Here is a 16,737-nt window from a genome sequence, read left to right as displayed (position 1 = left end):
CAGACAGCATGATCATCCTCGGACTAACCGGCTCCATAGGGATGGGTAAAACAACGGCGGCGAACATGTTCGCCGAAGCCGGTGTGCCGATCTATAGCGCCGACGACGCGGTGCATCGCCTTTATTCCGGCCGCGCCGCGCCGCTGATCGAGGCTGCGTTTCCGGGCAGTGTCGAAAACGGTTCGGTCAATCGGGAAAAGCTTTCCGCTGCCGTCATCGGAAAACCGGAGGCCCTTAAAAGACTGGAAGCTATTGTTCATCCGCTGGTGCGGGAGGAAGAGGAAGCCTTTCGCCGCAATGCGCAGGAAACGGGCGCGCCATTGGCGCTGATCGACATTCCGCTGCTTTTCGAAACCGGCGGCGACAAGCGTGTGGACAAGATCGTGGTCGTCTCCGCCCCCGCCGAGGTGCAGCGCACGCGCGTGCTGGCACGACCGGGCATGAGCGAGGAAAAGCTCGATGCCATTCTCGCCCGCCAGACGCCGGATGCCGAAAAGCGCGCAAGGGCAGATTTCATCATCGATACGAGCGGCAGTTTCGACAATCTGCGCCGCCAGATTAACGAGATCATTGCCGAATTGAGTGGAAAGCCGGCAGTCACTGCGCAATGACCGGCAGCGCCATGCTATAGCTATACGAGATTCTTCCCGAGAGGTTCTTCAATGCGTGAAATCGTTTTCGATACGGAAACCACCGGTCTGGAAAGACTGGAGGACCGCGTGATCGAAATCGGCGGCGTGGAACTGATCAACAAGTTTCCCACAGGCCGCACTTTCCATAAATACATCAACCCGCAGGGGCGTCAGGTTCATGCCGAGGCGCTTGCGGTGCACGGCATCAGCAACGAACAATTGCTGGACAAGCCGACATTCGCGGAAATTCTGGACGAGTTTCTCGAATTTTTCGACGGTGCGAAGCTCGTCGCGCATAATGCCATGTTCGACCTTGGCTTCATCAATGCCGAACTGGCGCGGCTCGGACAGGCGGAAATCCAGGTGGAACGCGTTGTCGACACTCTGGCGCTTGCCCGCCGCAAGCACCCGATGGGGCCGAACTCGCTCGACGCTTTGTGCAAACGCTACGGCATCGAGAACGGCCACCGCACCCTGCACGGTGCCTTGCTCGATTCCGAGATATTGGCGGAAGTCTATATCGAGCTGATCGGCGGCAAGCAGACGGCGCTTGGCCTCAGCATCGGGGGGACCGCAAGCGGCAGCAATGCAGGCGACAGCGGCGCGGCCATCATCCTTGCGGCGCGCCCAAGGCCGCTTGCCCCGCGCATTTCCGATGAGGAACGCGCGGCCCACGCAGCACTTGTGGCCAGGCTCGGCGACAAGGCCATCTGGAAGAAATATCTGTCCTAGAGCATTTCCCGCAAAAGTGTGAAACGTCTACGGGGGGAAATCAGTTCACTGGACTGATTTCTTATCCCGCTTCGATGCGTTGGATAATGCGATAAAACAAATAGTTAGAGCATTTCCAGCAAAAGTGTGAAACGGTTTTGCGTTGGATAACGCGACAAAACAAATATTCAGAGCGGTTCCACGATTCCTTTTTCACTGGAACCACTCATCCCCCAAACGAAAAAGCCCGGTCGAAACCGGGCTTTTTGCTTGATGAAGCCTGCGATCAGCTCTTCACGGCGGACTTGGCCTGTTCTTCGGCCATACGGCTCTGGAACATCTGCGCGAAATCGATCGGGTCGATCATCAGTGGCGGGTAGCCGCCATTGCGCGTTGCGTCGGCGATGATCTGGCGCGCGAACGGGAACAGGAGGCGCGGGCATTCGATGAACAGAAGCGGCAGCATGTGCTCCTGCGGGATGCCCTGAATGCGGAACACGCCGCCATAGACGAGTTCGGTGTTGAAGAGGACGTCCTTGCCGTCGACGGCCTTGGCTTCCAGCGTCAGCACGACGTCGAAATCCGTTTCGGAAAGCGGATTGGCGTTGACGTTCACGTTGATGTTGATGGACGGCGCCTTTTCGCGCGGGCGCAGCGACAGCGGCGCGCCCGGGCTTTCAAAGGACAGGTCCTTCACATATTGCGCCAGAATGTTGAGGGACGGCTCGGCCGTCGCGCCATTGCCGTTCTTTACTTCGCCCGCGGCCTTATCGCTCATTATCGGTATGCCTTCTATCGGTGATTAAAATTTGGGCCCCTCGGGCACAAGCTGCGCTTGCGCTGCCCCGAAAGGTCGGAATGTTTGGCTAGCATGTGCGCGGGCATGAGGCAAGAAAGGCTTTTTAGGTTAGTATTTGCGTATTCAATGATCCTTGCGGTCGTCTTTCCCGGGCAAGTTTTCGTTCGGCCTGGTGGTGTAATCCTCGGGATCGAGATCGATGATATGGTCCTGGCGCGGATTCTGGCCGGGGCGCTGCTGCCCGTAACCGGTCGAATAATGCGTGGACGTGGCGACGACCATGCGGCCGCGCATGAATTTTTCCCACATGAAATCCCGAATGAAGGGAACGAACAGCAGGATGCCGACGGCGCTGCTGACAAAGCCCGGCACGATCAGCAGGATCGCCGCCAGAACCAGCATGGCGCCATGCACCACTTCACGGTCCGGGACGCGCCCGGCTGCCGTTTCGGTGCGAATGCGCTGCAAAAGCCCGATGCCCTGCACGCGCAGCAGAAAGAAACCCAGCATTGCGCTCAGAATGACAAGGCCCAGAGTCGCGAAAACGCCGATCTTGCTGCCGACGATGACGAAACCGGCAATTTCGATGAAAGGCATCGCCAGCAGGATGAAAGGGGCGAAAGAGGGGGACACGGAGGTACGACCTTTGTTGTTTGGTTCCGGGTTTCAGTCTAGCCTGAATTGTAACTTTTTGAGGTTCGGAACGAAATTGAAACTGTCTGTCATGCAATATCAAATAGGTACGCGTGATCGGGATTTGAATGATGACGTAAGCCGATCTATATGTATGGAATACAGACAGGGATAGGAAAGGCGCAACGCCGGTTCCTTCAATCAGCGGCAGGCGGCATGGAATTTTTTGATTTTGGCACGATATTCTTCTTCATCGCAGCGGTGATCATCTTTCTCCAGCTGAGGAATGTTCTTGGCCGTCGTACCGGAAACGAAAAACCGCCCTTCGATCCGTATACGTCCGCGCGCAGTGCCGATGCTGCACCGGCAGGCAGCGAGACCGACAATGTCGTCTCCCTCCCGCGTAGGACGGGCGAAAAGGATTTCACCGCCATCGACAAGGCCGCTCCGGCCGGCACGCCCGTCAATGACGGCCTGCGCGCGATTTATGCCGCCGATCCCTCGTTCGATCCGGCCAGCTTCGTGGATGGCGTGAAGATCGCCTATGAAATGATCGTGATGTCGTTTGCCGATGGCGATCGCAAGGTTCTGAAGAATCTGCTTTCCAAGGATGTCTATGAAGGGTTCGTTTCGGCCATCGATGAACGCGAGGCCCGCGGCGAGAGCGTGCGTTCATCCTTCGTCGGCATCGACAAGGCGGAAATCACCGGCGCCGAGATGAAGGGATCGGAAGCGCATGTGACGGTCAACATCGTCAGCCAGATGATTTCCTCTACTTATGACAAGGACGGCAAGCTGATCGACGGCGATCCGGAAAACGTCCTCGAAATCAAGGACCTCTGGACCTTTGCCCGCGATACGCGGTCGCGCGATCCGAACTGGAAGCTTGTCGCGACCGAAGCGGAAGATTAAGAAAAAGCTTGTGAATCGGGCCGCTGACCCAACGCAGCGGCCTTTTTGTTTATGCATGATAGACGGATACGGCGATGAACGGCTTGGCGAGGATTTTGCGCCCGGTGGCTTTTTCCGATTGTCCGGGCTGGAACCGGGACGATCAGTCCGCCGCATTTGCTGCATTTCGCCGTTCAGCCGACCATGCTGCCCGCCAGACCTACAAAAGCGGCAGTCTCGGCATTGGTTTCGAAGCGCTGCAGCCGGTCTTTGCCGCTGCGCGCAGCCTCGATAATCCGGGCATGGAAGAAGCGCGTGCTTTCTTCGAACGGAATTTTCTCCCCTGCCGCATCGTGCCCGATACGGAAAAGGGCTTTGTAACCGCATTCTATGAGCCAGAGATCGAAGCCTCGCTTCAAGCCGACGACCGTTTCAAGGTGCCGTTCCTGCGCCAGCCGGACGACCTCGTGAAGGTGACGGACGAGAATCGCCCACAGGGTTTCGATCCGTCCTTTGCCTTTGCGCGCCGGACGGAAAACGGTCTGGTGGAATATGACGACCGCCGGGCGATCGAACGGGGCAGCCTTTCCGGGCGCGGGCTGGAAATCGCTTTCGTCGCCGACCGGGTCGATGCGTTTTTCGCGCATGTGCAGGGTGCAGCGCGTCTGAAACTGCGCGATGGCCAAGTGCTGCGCATCACCTATGCGGCCAAGACTGGCCATCCGTTTACCGGGATTGGCCGCATTCTGGTCGCCGATGGCGAAATCCCGGCTTCTGAAATTTCGATGCAGGCGATCCGCCGCTGGCTGGCGGAACATCCCGACAGGGCCGATGATCTCATCTGGCAGAACCGGTCCTATATCTTCTTCCGCGAAGCGCCGGTTGACGATCCGGATGCCGGCCCCGTCGCCGCCGCAAAAGTTCCGCTCACCGCCGGGCGTTCGCTTGCCGTCGACAAATTGCTGCACACATTCGGGACGCCGATCCACGTCAGCGCGCCGACTGTCACCGTCTTTGACGGAGAGCCTTTTGCGCGGCTGATGATCGCACAGGACACCGGCACGGCTATCGTCGGCCCTGCCCGGGGTGATCTCTTCGCCGGTTCGGGCGATGCGGCGGGCGAGATCGCCGGCGGCGTGAAGAACGATGCCGAGTTTTATGCGCTGGTGCCGCGCACCCTTCTGGGGGCTTGAACGGGATGGCGCGCGCGACCGACAAGCCGGAAAAGGACTATCTGCGGCCCGAAGACCGCATCTTATGGGAAATGGTCGCGAAAACCGCAAAGCCGCTGGTAAAGCCGAAGGCGGAACCGGACGAGCTTCCCGATTTCAAGACATTGATGGCGGAAGAAGAAAAGCGCCCGGCAAAGGCGAAGGTCCAGCCTGCGGCAGAGGCGGGCAAGCCGAAGAAGGGGCTCTCGGCGCTCAGCGAAATGCAGGTTCAGTCGCTCGACAAGCCGACGCACCGAAAGCTTGCGAAGGGTCGCGTCGATATTGAAGCGCGCATCGACCTGCACGGTCTCACGCAGGGAGAAGCGCACGGCCTGCTCTACGGATTTCTGGTCAGCGCCCATGCGCGCGGGCTGCGCCACGTCATGGTCATCACCGGCAAGGGCCGTTCATTCGGCAGCGAAGGCATTTTGCGGCAGGCGGTGCCGCACTGGTTCTCCACGCCGCTGTTCAGGCTTCTGGTCAGCGCCTATGAGGATGCGGCGCGTCACCATGGCGGGCATGGCGCCCTTTATGTAAGGCTTCGCCGCCAGACCCAGAACACGGCACAGCAGATATTGCCCGGAGGAAACAGGCCGCGATGACGCCATTTGGGATACGCCTGCGCGAGTTGCGGGAAGAGCGGGGGGTGACGCAGAAGGAAATGGCGGCGGCACTTCGCGTTTCACCGGCCTATCTGTCGGCGCTGGAACACGGACGGCGCGGCCAGCCGACCTGGGACCTGCTTCAGCGCATCATCACCTATTTCAACATCATCTGGGACGAGGCGGAAGAATTGCAGAACCTCGCCGCCGTGTCGCATCCGCGTGTGGTGATCGACACGTCGGGCCTGTCGCCGCAGGCGACGGAGCTTGCCAATCTTCTGGCGCGCAATATCCGCATCATCGACCGCGAGACGATCAAACATCTGAGCGAGGAAATTGAAGCCGCTCGCAAACGCCGCCGGGGAAACAGACCGGCGGGTTGAAAGCCTTCCCGGTCACTGCGGGTTGGACGGGCCGTATAATGTGTAGGATTTGGGAATGCCCATGAACCATTCCGTCGAGAGCTTCGCGTTCGGCGCGTAACCCTGGAATTCCTTGAGCGTCAGGATCTGGATTTCGTTGAAATAGTCCCGGATATGTTCTTCCGTCGGTTTTGACATGAAGCGCCAGGGCGAAATGCGCACCGCATGTCTGGCCACCGAGCGGGGAAGCCAATGCAAGGCCGGGCAGAAGAAATGCGGCTCGATGGGAAACACGAAGGCCGGTGTCTGGATGAAGAAATAGTTGGAGACGCGCTGCACCTCCTTCACCAGATTGGCCCGCAGATGCAGCGGCACATGCTCGATGACCGAATTGCAAACGGCGACATCGAAGGACTTGTCCTCGAAAGGCAGGTGCTCGCCGTCATAAAGGACGACCTTCATATGCCCGAAATCACCGCTGAAGGACCGCGCCTGGCCGTCATCGCGGATGTTGACCAGCGTGATGTCCCTCGGCACGTTGACGGCATCCTGCTTTTCCCAGAAATGGCGCGAGCCGCCCACGTCGCAAATCTTCAGCGAGGTGAAATCCGGCAGGGCCTCGCGGAAAAGCGCGCCGCGCTTGCGGCGAAAATACTCCGATGAAGAATGGACGAGCCGGTCCCAGGCGGTTGATTTGACATTGCGTTCGACACGGCTCATCTGCAGCTCTCTTCCCATCCCCGATAAATTGTAGGGATATACCTAGCTGGTTTCATTTTTCCGGTCATCAGAAAACAAGGCTAGTTGTTAAAAGAGTGTATCGCCGTCCTATTATTAGGATCACTTAAAATAAACTGCGCAACTCATCCAACTTGGAATTGACCAGCCAGCCATAGTAGTTTTCCTGCGGCAGCACGGGTTCCTGGCCGTCTGCCCTGCGCCTGGCGTTTTCACTGGCCAGCGCCCGCGCCCGGGCTTCCGCGCCGCCCGTATTGTAGAGCGTGGCGGTGAGGCCCGGATTCTTCGAAATGTCGAAATCGGCGATCTGCCGGTAGGAGTTGATCGACTGTTTCAGCGTTGCCGCGATGTATGGCAGCGTCAGGTCGGGGTCCATGATCGTCTTGTAGACCACATTGCCGTCCTCGGCGTTGAGCTTGGGCAGGCCGGAAACGCGGTTCACCATGTCCGACATCTGCAAGGCCGTCAGCGGGTTGATCTGGCCGAGGCCGAATGTCTGGCCCGCATAGAAGGGCTGGAAGAACACCGCGCTGAAGCGGTTGTTGGGATAGGCGTTGCCGCCGACCGACTTGCCGCGGAAATTCTTGTTCCAGACGTTCTCACGGCAGGACCACAGCGAATAGCTGTCCTTGTGCTTCAGGCAGTCGGCAAATTCCGGGCGCTTGATGAACTGGCCGATGCTCTCGCCATTATAGCCGAAGCTGACGCCCTGGTTCACATAGGACATGGCCTTGACGTAATAGGTCTGCAGCCGGTCATAGACATCGACATTATAGGTATGCTCGCCGACGATCGCGCCGACTATATGGATCGGATCGATGCCATAGGCCGCTGCCGTGGAACGGATCTTGGAGCGCAGCGAGGCATCCTTTTTCAGCAGACTGTAGATCTTCTGATACTTCTTCTCATAGGTCGTGCTCAGTTCGCGCGTGCGCTTGGCGGATGCTCCGGGGATCGGCGGCTGTTCCGCATTGCGGTTGCCGGGAGGGACAAGTGTTGCCGCATGGGCGCTCTGGCTGGCTACGATAAAGGCGAGGCAAAGGCCCGCAATGCGGTTCAGTGATCTGGTCATTATGCGGAAACAGCCCCGATATGGTGAAGATCTGGTAAATTTGCCGGAAAATAGAAAACCCCCCGATGCAAGTCGAGGGGTTTTTGCGCATTCCTGACAAGTGGCCGGAAGCCGTGGCTTTCCGGTCACTTACAGGCCTCTTCGTCAGAGAATGAAGCGCGACAGATCGGTATTCTTGGCAAGGCCGCCGATCTTGTCTTTGACATAGGCCGCGTCGATGGTGAAGACCGCGCCGGTCTTGTCGGGAGCGGTGAACGAGATTTCGTCCAGAACCCGTTCCATCACCGTCTGCAACCGGCGGGCGCCGATGTTTTCAACCGTTGCATTGAGGTCGACGGCGATGTCGGCCAAAGCATCGATTGCGTCGTCGGTAAAGGTGAGCTTCACCTCTTCCGTCTCCATCAGGGCGATATACTGCTTGATCAGGCTCGCTTCGGTTTCCGTCAGGATGCGGCGGAAGTCCTCGCGGGTCAGCGCGTTCAACTCCACCCGGATGGGCAGTCGGCCCTGCAATTCCGGCAGCAGGTCGGACGGCTTGGAAACGTGGAACGCGCCGGATGCGATGAACAAGATATGATCGGTCTTCACCGGTCCGTATTTGGTCGCAACCGTCGTGCCTTCGACCAGCGGCAGGAGATCGCGCTGCACGCCTTCGCGTGAAACGCCCGCCCCCATGCCGCCTTCCCGCGAGGCGATCTTGTCGATCTCGTCGATGAACACGATGCCCTCGTCTTCGGTGACCCGAAGCGCTTCCTGCACGATCTGCTCCTGATCCAGAAGCTTGTCGGATTCATCGTTGATCAGGATCGCATAGGAATCCTTCACCGTGGTCTTGCGCGTCTTGGTGCGCCCGCCCATGGCCTTGCCCAGCATGTCGGAGAGGTTCATGACGCCGATATTGGCGCCAGGCATGCCGGGTATCTCGAAGCTTGGGCCGGAGCCGGTATCGGCGACCTCGATTTCGATTTCCTTGTCGTCCAGCTCGTTATTGCGCAGCTTCTTGCGGAAGCTGTCGCGCGTCGCGGGGCTGGCGGTCTTTCCGACCAGCGCTTCCAGCACGCGTTCCTCGGCATTGAGATGCGCCTTGGCCTTCACATCCTCGCGGCGCTTTTCGCGCACCAGCGTGATGGCAACCTCGACCAGATCGCGGATGATCTGCTCGACATCACGGCCGACATAGCCGACTTCGGTGAACTTGGTCGCTTCCACCTTGACGAAAGGCGCACCGGCGAGCCGGGCGAGACGGCGGGAAATCTCCGTCTTGCCGACGCCGGTCGGTCCGATCATCAGGATGTTCTTCGGCATGACCTCTTCGCGCATCTGGCCTTCGAGCTGCTGGCGGCGCCAGCGATTGCGCAGCGCAATGGCGACGGCGCGCTTGGCGTCATTCTGGCCGATGATGAAACGGTCGAGTTCCGAGACGATTTCACGGGGGGAGAAGTTACTCATGATTATAACCCACTTTGCCACTGCTTGATGAACTCGAACGGATGCAGCAGCATGATCACGTTGAGCGTAAGGTTGTCGCGGATGACGATCAGCGCCAGAACTTCAAAGAACAGCGCGATGGCGACGGTTATTTTCGTTGGCAGTCTGGCTGCGAGCAGGAAGCCGATCAGGGCGGCAAGCGTGTCAGAGACCGAATTCACGATGCTGTCGCCGAAATAGTCCACCGAGGATGTATTGGCGCGATAGCGCTCGATGATGAAACTCGAGTTCTCGACCAGTTCCCACAGGGCTTCGATGCCGACCGCCGCTGCAAGCCTCAGGCCGAGCGGGGCTTTGGGGGCGATGATCGTGAAAAGCCAGTAGAACAGGAAGCCATGGATGATGTGCGACAGCGTATACCAGTCGGATATATGCTGCGAGTTTTCGGACATCAGCGAACCAGACCATAATTTTATGGTCCCGCATTCGCACATGGCGATCCGCCCGTCGAGGTGAAGCCAGAAGGCCTGGACCGCGAGTATGGCGAGAACGATCAGGGCGCCCAGCCCCCAGCGTTGCGCACTCGGTTTCGAGGCCTGCGCGAGCGAGCTCATTCTGCGTCCAGGCTTTCCACGATGACGTTGTGGTTGGTGTAGATGCAGATATCGGCTGCGATCTCCATCGCCTTGCGGGCGATTTCCTCGGCTGACTTGTCCGTATCGACGAGCGCGCGTGCGGCGGCGAGCGCATAATTGCCGCCCGAACCGATGGCCATCACGCCATGTTCGGGTTCAAGCACGTCGCCGGTGCCGGTGAGCGCCAGCGTCACCTTGCTGTCGGCAACCAGCATCATGGCTTCCAGCTTGCGCAGGTAGCGGTCGGTGCGCCAGTCCTTGGCCAGTTCCACCGAAGCGCGCATGAGCTGGTCGGGATATTGCTCGAGCTTGGCTTCGAGCCGTTCCAGAAGGGTGAAGGCGTCGGCGGTGGCTCCGGCGAAACCTGCAATCACATTGCCCTTGCCGATACGGCGAACCTTGCGCGCATTGCCCTTCATGACGGTATTGCCGAGCGAAACCTGTCCGTCACCGGCGATGACGACCTTGCCGCCCTTGCGAACGGTAACGATGGTCGTGCCGTAAATTGTCGTGGGATGATGTTCGATCATGGATGCTCCTTTGGCGGCACAGGCAATCCCGGAAGGCAATTGCAGATGCCCCTTGATCTAGAGCATTTCCTGTTCGCTTGAATCATCGGAAATGCTCTAACTGTTTTTAACGCGCATCCTGTTCCGAAAACCGCTTCGCACTTTTCGGGATGCGCTCTGTTGGGAAACAGGCTCCGTCAGCCATCGGCGGATGAATCGTGCTTCGGTGAGAATATTTAAGAACGTATCGATGAATTGCAAATGCCGAATTGCAGCTTGCCTGACCGGCAAAAGGAATTGGCAAAGTGGGCAAGCTGTTCTAGAACGCCTCCAAGCTATGTAATGAGGAAAGCTTATGACTGCTGAAAGCACCCGCAAGGCAAGCATCGAACGCTCCACGAAGGAAACGAGCATCGCCGTTTCCGTCGATCTGGATGGCGTCGGCAAGTTCGACATCACCACCGGTGTCGGCTTCTTCGATCATATGCTGGAGCAGCTTTCCCGACATTCGCTGATCGATATGCGCGTGATGGCCAAGGGCGACCTGCATATCGATGATCACCATACGGTCGAGGACACCGGCATCGCGCTCGGCCAGGCTATCGCCAAGGCGCTCGGCGAGCGTCGCGGCATTGTGCGCTATGCCTCGATGGACCTCGCCATGGACGATACGCTGACCGGCGCTGCCGTCGACGTGTCGGGACGCGCCTTCCTGGTCTGGAATGTCAATTTCACGACCTCCAAGATCGGTGCATTCGACACCGAACTGGTGCGCGAGTTCTTCCAGGCTTTCGCGATGAACGCAGGCATCACGCTGCATATCAACAATCATTATGGTGCCAACAACCACCATATCGCGGAATCGATCTTCAAGGCCGTGGCCCGGGTTCTGCGCATGGCGCTCGAAACCGATCCGCGCCAGAAGGATGCAATTCCCTCCACAAAGGGTTCACTGAAAGGGTAAGCCATGGCGCAATTCGTCGTTCTTGAACCGGAAGATACTCAAAACCCTGAGCAAGCCGTGTTCGTGCGCGATGGATTCCATATATGGGCGCTGGTCCTCCCCTTTGTTTGGCTGCTGGCGCAGCGTCTGTGGTTCGAAGCCTTTGCCGTGTTGGGCGTCACGATCCTGCTCGGGCTTGTCGCGACCCATTTCGGTATCGAAGGCGCGGTGCCGGTTCTGACCTTGCTGATGTCGCTCTTCGTCGCGCTGGAAGGCGCCAACTGGAAGATCGCCCGGCTGCGGCGGCGGGGTTTCGTCGAAAAGGCGGTCATCGATGCGTCCGATCTGGAAGAAGCGGAAATCCGCTATTTCTATCGCCTCCAAGATGCGGGCCAGCCGGTTGCGGACCTTGCGGACAAGCCTGGCCCTCAGCCTGCCCCTCACTGGGCGCAGCAGCCTCCTCGTCCCGCCTATTCCTCATTTGGCTCGACCATCGGGTTTGTCGGCCATCGCGGAGAAAACTGAAAATGCGTGTTGCAATCATCGATTACGGCTCCGGCAATCTGCGCTCGGCCACCAAGGCTTTTGAGCGTGCAGCACTTGAGAGCGGTATCGCGGCGCAGATCGAATTGACGGCGGATGCCGAACGTGTGGCGTCGGCTGACCGCATCGTGCTGCCGGGTGTTGGCGCCTATGCCGACTGCCGTCGCGGCCTCCATGCGGTGCCGGGCATGGTGGATGCGCTGGAAGATGTCGTGCTGAAAAAGGCGCATCCCTTCCTCGGCATCTGCGTGGGCATGCAGCTCATGTCCGAGCGCGGGCTTGAAAAGGAAGTCACCGAGGGGCTGGGCTGGATCGCGGGCGATGTGCGCGAAATGACGCCATCCGACCCGGCGCTGAAGATTCCGCAGATCGGCTGGAACAGGATTCACGTGAAACATTCCCATCCGATCTTCGAGGGAATCGAGACCGGCGAGAACGGATTGCACGCCTATTTCGTGCATTCCTATATGTTCGATGCGAAGAACAGGTCCGACATTCTGGCAGTCACCGATTACGGCGGCGATGTCACCGCGGCGGTCGGGCGCGACAATATGGTGGGAACCCAGTTCCATCCTGAAAAGAGCCAGCTGCTCGGCCTTTCGCTCATCGCCAATTTCCTGAAATGGAAGCCCTGAGACCATGATCCTTTTTCCCGCCATCGATTTGAAAGACGGTCAATGCGTGCGCCTGAAGCTTGGCGACATGGATCAGGCCACCGTTTACAACGAAGACCCGGCAGCACAGGCCAGGGCCTTCGAGGATCAGGGTTTTGAATGGCTGCATGTGGTCGATCTCAACGGTGCCTTTGCTGGCGAAAGCGTCAATGGCAAGGCTGTGGAAGCAATCCTGAAAGCCACCAAAAACCCGGTGCAGCTCGGCGGCGGCATCCGCACGCTCCAGCATATCGAGAACTGGCTTTCCAAGGGACTGCGCCGTGTCATCCTCGGCACGGTTGCCGTGCGCGATCCGGCGCTGGTGATCGAGGCCTGCAAGGCGTTCCCGGGTCAGGTCGCCGTCGGCATCGACGCCAAGGGCGGCTATGTCGCCGTCGAGGGCTGGGCGGAAGCTTCCGAGCTCGGCGTGATCGAACTGGCGAAGAAGTTTGAAGGCGCAGGCGTTGCCGCCATCATCTATACCGATATCGACCGCGACGGCGTTCTGGCCGGTATCAACTGGGATTCGACGCTTGCGCTCGCGGACAGCGTTTCCATCCCGGTGATCGCATCGGGCGGCCTCGCCTCGATGGATGACATCAAACGTCTTGCCGCTCCTGATGCCCGCAAGCTGGAAGGCGCGATTTCCGGTCGCGCGCTTTACGATGGTCGCATCGATCCGGCGGAAGCCTTGTCTGTACTGAGGGCCACAGCATGACCTTGAAAGCACGCGTAATTCCTTGCCTCGATGTTAAAGACGGCCGCTCCCGCCTGCCCGCAGCGAACAGTCCGGCAAAGGCCGGACCGCGAGGACAGGCAAAACTGAAAAGAGACGCGGCAGATCGAGGACAACCATGCTGAAAGCAAGAGTGATACCGTGCCTCGATGTGAAGGACGGACGCGTCGTCAAGGGCGTCAACTTTGTCGATCTGATCGATGCCGGTGATCCGGTGGAAGCTGCCCGCGCCTATGATGCGGCGGGCGCGGACGAACTGTGCTTCCTCGACATCACGGCGTCTTCGGACAATCGCGAGACAATTTTCGACGTGGTGGCCCGCACGGCAGAACAGTGCTTCATGCCGCTCACCGTTGGCGGCGGCGTGCGTCAGGTGGCCGACATTCGCAAGCTGCTTCTGGCCGGTGCCGACAAGGTTTCGATCAATACGGCTGCGGTCAAGAACCCGGAATTCGTTGCCGAAGCTGCCGACAAGTTCGGCGACCAGTGCATCGTCGTGGCCATCGACGCCAAGAAGGTGTCCGGCGACGGCGAGGCCGACCGTTGGGAAATATTCACCCATGGCGGACGCCAGACGACAGGCATCGATGCGGTGGAATTCGCGCAGAAGGTGGTGAGCCTCGGTGCTGGCGAAATCCTGCTGACCTCGATGGATCGCGACGGCACCAAGGCCGGTTACGATGTGGCCCTGACGCGGGCCGTGGCCGACAGCGTGCGCGTTCCGGTCATTGCATCGGGCGGTGTCGGAAATCTCGATCACATGGTTGCGGGCATTCGCGACGGACACGCGACGGCAGTTCTCGCAGCATCCATCTTCCACTTCGGCACCTATACGATTGGCGAGGCCAAGCGCTATATGGCCGAAGCTGGCATTCCGATGCGGCTTGATCCGGTTCGCTGAACAATACAGGAAATACCACAATGAGCCAGTTCACTCTTTCCGACCTTGAACGGATCGTCGCGGAACGTGCCAGCGTGACGGACGGCTCGTCCTATACGGCAAGCCTGGTGGCCAGGGGCCAGTCGCGGGCGGCGAAAAAACTTGGCGAGGAAGCCGTGGAAACGGTCATCGCCGCCGTTGAAGGCAACCGGGCAGAGGTGGTGACGGAAAGCGCCGACCTGCTTTATCACCTGCTGGTGGTTCTGAGGGTTGCAGGCGTTTCGCTTGATGAGGTGCTTCAGGAGTTGCAACGCCGCACGGCGCAGACCGGCCTTGAAGAAAAAGCCGGTCGTCCGAAAGCCTGAATGCAAATTGGACCGGAAGCTGCTAGTGCAGGATTGGCGTTGAGGGAGAGCAGCGACAATATGTGGGAAAAAGTGGATCAGCTAACGCCGTCGCGTTACTCGCCTTACCGTTTCTTTTCGGCTGAGGAATGGGCGGGCTTTCGCGCCGATACGCCCCTTACCCTGACTTATGACGAGGTCAAGCGGCTGCGTTCGCTGGGCGACCCCATCGATCTCGATGAGGTGCGGCGCATCTATCTGTCGCTGTCGCGCTTGCTGTCGGCGCATGTGGAGGCGAGCCAGCTTCTGTTCGAGCAGCGCAAGCAGTTCCTCAACATGGAGGAGTCGTTCAAGACGCCGTTCATCATCGGCATTGCCGGTTCGGTCGCGGTCGGGAAATCCACGACCGCACGTATCCTGAAAGAGCTTCTTGCCCGCTGGCCGTCGAGCCCGAAGGTCGACCTCGTGACGACCGACGGTTTTCTTTATCCCAATGCGGTCCTGCGCGAGCAGAACATGATGGAGCGCAAGGGCTTTCCCGAAAGCTACGATGTCGGCGCGGTCTTGCGCTTCCTGTCGGCGATCAAGGCCGGCATGAGCCAGGTGCGCGCCCCACTCTATTCGCATCTGAGCTACGACGTCTTGCAGGGCGAATATCAGCTCGTCGACAAGCCGGATATCCTGATCTTTGAAGGCATCAATGTGCTGCAGGTGCGCGATCTGCCGGAAGACGGCAAGATGGTGCCCTTCGTGTCGGATTTCTTCGATTTCTCCATCTATATCGATGCGGAATCGGAACTGATCCACAAATGGTATATCGACCGCTTCATGCGGCTGCGGGAGACCGCCTTCGTCAATCCGGAATCCTTCTTCCATCGTTATTCGCAGCTTTCCGAAGATGCGGCGCGTTCCATCGGCGAAGGGCTGTGGAACAATATCAACCTGAAGAACCTCAAGGACAATATCCTGCCGACGCGCCCGCGCGCCGATCTGATCCTGCGCAAGGGCAGCGATCACCTGATCGAGGAAGTCGCGCTCAGGAAGATATGAAAAAGGGCCGGTTTCCGGCCCTTTTCTTTTGGTGGAACGCAGCGGGTCAGGCGGTGCAGTCGCGCATGAAGCGCTCAAGATAAGCATCGAAGACGGCTGGTGTCTCGCGGAAGGGCGCATGCCCCGCCCCGTCGATGATGTGGGCCTTGCCTTCCCACAGATTGCCGAACCGGACTTTCGAGACGAAATCCAGTTCGACGAAAGGCTCGTCGCGCCCGTTGACCACAGCTATGGGAAGCGTCGCCGCGGCAACGATATCGCGCTGGTTTCCGCCGGTCCCGGCTGCGAACTTCTCGAACATGATGCGCCGCGCGCGCCCATCCGTGCGGGCGACAATATCGAGCAACCCCTCTTCGAACGGTTCGCCGCAGGTGCTGCGCGCATAGGATTCGACATCGCGGGCGGAAAAGACTTCCTGCCCGGCCAGCGCCATGTCGGGACCGCTCTTGAACCCCTGCCCCACTTCCTCCCGCGCCACGGGCGGCGTGCCGGTGATCATCAGGCCGCGCATGCCGGGAAAGCGCGAGATCATCTCGATGCCGATATGGCCGCCGAGCGACCAGCCGAAGACGACCGCCTCGGATATGCCGAGTTTTTCGAGAACCTCCGTCATGGCGTCGGCATAGCCTTCCATGGAATAGCTGCGGTCCGGATCGAGCGCATCGCCGGACCGGCCATGGCCCGGCAGGTCCGGCGCGATTATCCGCCAGTTCCGGCCAATCTCGCCTTCAAGCTGGGGCGCGAAGATTGCGCCTGCGCTGGAATTGCCGTGAATCATCAGAAGCGGCATCCCCTCGCCCGCGCTTTCACGAATGGCAATTCTGCCGTGGCTGGTTTCAAGCTCGCGATAATTGATCGTCATGTCATCTGTTCCCACAGTCTGGATATTTAGTCGAAGGAAACCTTTCCGCGGCCCTTCTTGATGTCGGATCGTCCGGATTTGGCCTTGAGGCGGCGTTCGATGGAGCCTTTTGTCGGTCTGGTCTTCTTGCGCGGCGGCGGCGGTGGTTCGGCTGCCTTGGCAATAAGCACGATCAGCCGTTCGCGGGCGTCCTCGCGGTTGCGCTCCTGGGTGCGGAAACGATTGGCTTCGATCAGGATATCGCCGTCCTTGGTGCCCTTCTGTCCGGCGAGCTTGAACAGCCGCGACAGGATATCCTCCGGCAGGCCGGAGCGGGCGGCATGAAACCGCAGCTGCACGGCGGTGGAAACCTTGTTGACGTTCTGGCCGCCGGGACCGGAGGCACGGATAAAACTTTCCTCCAGATCGTCTTCACGGATCGTCAGGCGATTGGTGATGCGGATGATGTTCCGGTTCTCTTCCATGACGAGGAGATATACCGCTTTGTATCCCTTATACAAAAG

The 16,737-nt window shown here is 59.3% G+C and carries 22 protein-coding genes; 13 read left to right on the top strand and 9 right to left on the bottom strand.

Going from position 1 to position 16,737, the window contains the following annotated elements; genetic code table 11:
- Window positions 1–8 precede the first annotated feature (8 nt).
- Both coaE and dnaQ read left to right on the top strand, forming a co-directional pair.
- Window positions 9–611, top strand: coding sequence for a dephospho-CoA kinase (coaE, locus tag ACOWVS_RS10855; RefSeq protein WP_063619804.1), 603 nt, complete (start codon window positions 9–11; stop codon window positions 609–611).
- A 51-nt stretch (window positions 612–662) separates the two neighbouring features.
- Complete coding sequence (dnaQ, locus tag ACOWVS_RS10850) at window positions 663–1,364, top strand: DNA polymerase III subunit epsilon (RefSeq protein ID WP_021587547.1); 702 nt, start codon at window positions 663–665, stop codon at window positions 1,362–1,364.
- Between the two features lie 265 nt (window positions 1,365–1,629).
- Here the strand turns inward: dnaQ and secB are convergent, their stop codons facing one another.
- Window positions 1,630–2,121 carry a protein-export chaperone SecB gene (secB, locus tag ACOWVS_RS10845; RefSeq protein WP_006468052.1) on the bottom strand — a complete coding sequence of 164 codons (492 nt, stop codon included), beginning with the start codon at window positions 2,119–2,121 and terminating at the stop codon, window positions 1,630–1,632.
- Window positions 2,122–2,265: 144 nt separating this feature from the next.
- Entirely contained in the window at window positions 2,266–2,775 is a 510-nt protein-coding gene (locus tag ACOWVS_RS10840) for an FxsA family protein (protein ID WP_063619805.1), read from the bottom strand.
- Between the two features lie 216 nt (window positions 2,776–2,991).
- Between ACOWVS_RS10840 and ACOWVS_RS10835 the strand changes: the two genes are divergently transcribed.
- The 4 genes from ACOWVS_RS10835 (at window position 2,992) to ACOWVS_RS10820 (ending at window position 5,862) form a co-directional block, all read left to right on the top strand.
- Window positions 2,992–3,687, top strand: coding sequence for a Tim44/TimA family putative adaptor protein (locus ACOWVS_RS10835; protein WP_006472846.1), 696 nt, complete (start codon window positions 2,992–2,994; stop codon window positions 3,685–3,687).
- Between the two features lie 74 nt (window positions 3,688–3,761).
- The gene (locus tag ACOWVS_RS10830) at window positions 3,762–4,859 is read left to right on the top strand and encodes a murein transglycosylase A (protein ID WP_063619806.1); all 1,098 of its coding nucleotides are present in this window, start codon (window positions 3,762–3,764) and stop codon (window positions 4,857–4,859) included.
- A gap of 5 nt (window positions 4,860–4,864) precedes the next feature.
- Window positions 4,865–5,479: a Smr/MutS family protein gene (locus ACOWVS_RS10825; protein WP_006472845.1), complete on the top strand. Its 615-nt coding sequence runs from the start codon at window positions 4,865–4,867 to the stop codon at window positions 5,477–5,479.
- Window positions 5,476–5,862, top strand: a complete 387-nt coding sequence (locus ACOWVS_RS10820; RefSeq protein ID WP_006468057.1) for a helix-turn-helix domain-containing protein — start codon at window positions 5,476–5,478, stop codon at window positions 5,860–5,862. Before ACOWVS_RS10825 ends, ACOWVS_RS10820 begins: the two co-directional genes overlap by 4 nt.
- 12 nt (window positions 5,863–5,874) lie before the next feature.
- Here the strand turns inward: ACOWVS_RS10820 and ACOWVS_RS10815 are convergent, their stop codons facing one another.
- The 5 genes from ACOWVS_RS10815 to hslV all read right to left on the bottom strand — a co-directional run bounded on the left by ACOWVS_RS10815 (window position 5,875) and on the right by hslV (window position 10,244).
- Window positions 5,875–6,561: a class I SAM-dependent methyltransferase gene (locus tag ACOWVS_RS10815; protein WP_063619807.1), complete on the bottom strand. Its 687-nt coding sequence runs from the start codon at window positions 6,559–6,561 to the stop codon at window positions 5,875–5,877.
- A gap of 124 nt (window positions 6,562–6,685) precedes the next feature.
- On the bottom strand, window positions 6,686–7,651 hold the full coding sequence (locus tag ACOWVS_RS10810; protein WP_006468058.1) for a DUF1402 family protein: 966 nt from the start codon (window positions 7,649–7,651) through the stop codon (window positions 6,686–6,688).
- Between the two features lie 144 nt (window positions 7,652–7,795).
- Window positions 7,796–9,100: an ATP-dependent protease ATPase subunit HslU gene (gene hslU, locus ACOWVS_RS10805; protein WP_021587552.1), complete on the bottom strand. Its 1,305-nt coding sequence runs from the start codon at window positions 9,098–9,100 to the stop codon at window positions 7,796–7,798.
- A 2-nt stretch (window positions 9,101–9,102) separates the two neighbouring features.
- A complete protein-coding gene (locus ACOWVS_RS10800; RefSeq protein ID WP_063619808.1) occupies window positions 9,103–9,693 on the bottom strand; it encodes a DUF2585 domain-containing protein in 591 nt (196 codons plus the stop codon).
- Window positions 9,690–10,244, bottom strand: a complete 555-nt coding sequence (hslV, locus tag ACOWVS_RS10795) for an ATP-dependent protease subunit HslV (protein ID WP_006468061.1) — start codon at window positions 10,242–10,244, stop codon at window positions 9,690–9,692. The genes ACOWVS_RS10800 and hslV overlap by 4 nt, the downstream gene beginning before the upstream one ends.
- 334 nt (window positions 10,245–10,578) lie before the next feature.
- Here hslV and hisB point away from each other — a divergent pair, with 334 nt between their 5' ends.
- The 7 genes from hisB (at window position 10,579) to coaA (ending at window position 15,372) form a co-directional block, all read left to right on the top strand.
- Window positions 10,579–11,187: an imidazoleglycerol-phosphate dehydratase HisB gene (hisB, locus tag ACOWVS_RS10790; protein ID WP_006468063.1), complete on the top strand. Its 609-nt coding sequence runs from the start codon at window positions 10,579–10,581 to the stop codon at window positions 11,185–11,187.
- Window positions 11,188–11,190: 3 nt separating this feature from the next.
- Window positions 11,191–11,691, top strand: coding sequence for a DUF2628 domain-containing protein (locus tag ACOWVS_RS10785; RefSeq protein ID WP_063619809.1), 501 nt, complete (start codon window positions 11,191–11,193; stop codon window positions 11,689–11,691).
- A 2-nt stretch (window positions 11,692–11,693) separates the two neighbouring features.
- Window positions 11,694–12,344, top strand: coding sequence for an imidazole glycerol phosphate synthase subunit HisH (gene hisH / locus ACOWVS_RS10780; protein WP_063619810.1), 651 nt, complete (start codon window positions 11,694–11,696; stop codon window positions 12,342–12,344).
- A 4-nt stretch (window positions 12,345–12,348) separates the two neighbouring features.
- The gene (gene hisA / locus ACOWVS_RS10775) at window positions 12,349–13,080 is read left to right on the top strand and encodes a 1-(5-phosphoribosyl)-5-[(5-phosphoribosylamino)methylideneamino]imidazole-4-carboxamide isomerase (RefSeq protein WP_021587555.1); all 732 of its coding nucleotides are present in this window, start codon (window positions 12,349–12,351) and stop codon (window positions 13,078–13,080) included.
- Window positions 13,081–13,216: 136 nt separating this feature from the next.
- Window positions 13,217–13,999 (top strand): imidazole glycerol phosphate synthase subunit HisF, encoded by a 783-nt coding sequence (gene hisF / locus ACOWVS_RS10770; RefSeq protein WP_006468068.1) that lies wholly within the window; start codon window positions 13,217–13,219, stop codon window positions 13,997–13,999.
- Window positions 14,000–14,019: 20 nt separating this feature from the next.
- Window positions 14,020–14,343, top strand: a complete 324-nt coding sequence (locus ACOWVS_RS10765; RefSeq protein ID WP_063619812.1) for a phosphoribosyl-ATP diphosphatase — start codon at window positions 14,020–14,022, stop codon at window positions 14,341–14,343.
- 60 nt (window positions 14,344–14,403) lie between these two features.
- Window positions 14,404–15,372, top strand: coding sequence for a type I pantothenate kinase (coaA, locus tag ACOWVS_RS10760; protein WP_021587557.1), 969 nt, complete (start codon window positions 14,404–14,406; stop codon window positions 15,370–15,372).
- 46 nt (window positions 15,373–15,418) lie between these two features.
- On the opposite strand, the gene ACOWVS_RS10755 is transcribed toward coaA, so the two are convergent.
- Both ACOWVS_RS10755 and arfB read right to left on the bottom strand, forming a co-directional pair.
- Window positions 15,419–16,234 carry an alpha/beta fold hydrolase gene (locus ACOWVS_RS10755; protein WP_063619813.1) on the bottom strand — a complete coding sequence of 272 codons (816 nt, stop codon included), beginning with the start codon at window positions 16,232–16,234 and terminating at the stop codon, window positions 15,419–15,421.
- Window positions 16,235–16,260: 26 nt separating this feature from the next.
- Window positions 16,261–16,698, bottom strand: coding sequence for an alternative ribosome rescue aminoacyl-tRNA hydrolase ArfB (gene arfB / locus ACOWVS_RS10750; RefSeq protein WP_063620053.1), 438 nt, complete (start codon window positions 16,696–16,698; stop codon window positions 16,261–16,263).
- Window positions 16,699–16,737 lie beyond the last annotated feature (39 nt).

The organism is Brucella sp. IR068 (assembly GCF_049065885.1).
In the GTDB taxonomy this organism is placed as follows: domain Bacteria; phylum Pseudomonadota; class Alphaproteobacteria; order Rhizobiales; family Rhizobiaceae; genus Brucella; species Brucella intermedia.
This window is presented reverse-complemented; position numbering and strand designations above follow the sequence as displayed.